This is a genomic window from Streptomyces sp. E11-3 (assembly GCF_046540415.1).
GTDB lineage: Bacteria > Actinomycetota > Actinomycetes > Streptomycetales > Streptomycetaceae > Streptomyces.
This window is the reverse complement of record NZ_JAZGRL010000236.1, coordinates 1-700: the sequence shown is the minus strand read 5'-3', so window position 1 is coordinate 700 and position 700 is coordinate 1. Positions and strand designations below refer to the sequence as shown.

1 protein-coding gene is annotated in these 700 nt (G+C 70.9%); it reads left to right on the top strand.

All coding sequences use genetic code 11. The features are described from left to right. Positions 1-35 precede the first annotated feature (35 nt). Positions 36-700 (top strand): HtaA domain-containing protein (locus U9R90_RS36615; RefSeq protein ID WP_411061836.1); only part of this gene is annotated, 665 nt, incomplete at its 3' end.

The following is a 700-nucleotide window of genomic DNA, read 5'->3' as shown; positions in this document are numbered from 1 at the left end:
CCCTCTGACCCCTCTGACCAAGGAGACCCCTGACCATGGCAGCCACCCGCCGCCCGATAGCCCTCACCGCCGCCGTCGTCACCGCGGCCGCACTGGGCGCCGCCGCGCTCACGCTCCCGGCGTTCGCCGCCGAGCGGGCGCCCGGCGACACGCCGCAGTTGGAGCTGAAGGACGGCACTCTGGACTGGGGCGTCCGGGAATCCTTCCGCAAGTATGTGACGGGGATGGCCCATGGCGAGATCGAGGTCTCGGGCGGGGCCGAACAGGCCGCGGACAACGGCCCGTTCACGTTCACCGACGGTCAGGGGACGTACGACACCGGCACCCACGCGACCGAGACCGCCTTCAAGGGCACCGTCCGCTTCTCCTCCAAGCTGCACGGCTTTGACATCACCATCGCGGACTTGAAGGTGCGCACCGACCGCACCAGCGGCGCGATCGAGGCCGACGTGACCCTCAACGGCGATACCCAGGACGATATCGAGCTGGCGAAGCTCGACCTGAGTGATGTGCGGCCGGGCCAGGGCAAGGGCGGCGCGATGACCTTCGCGGACATCCCGGCGACGCTGACCGCCGATGGCGCGGAGGCCTTCAACGGCATGTACAAGGAGGGCGACGCGCTCGACGCGGCCACGCTCTCGGTGACGGCGGCCAGCGCGCCGACGGACGAGCCGACCGCCACCCCGACGACGAGCCCCGA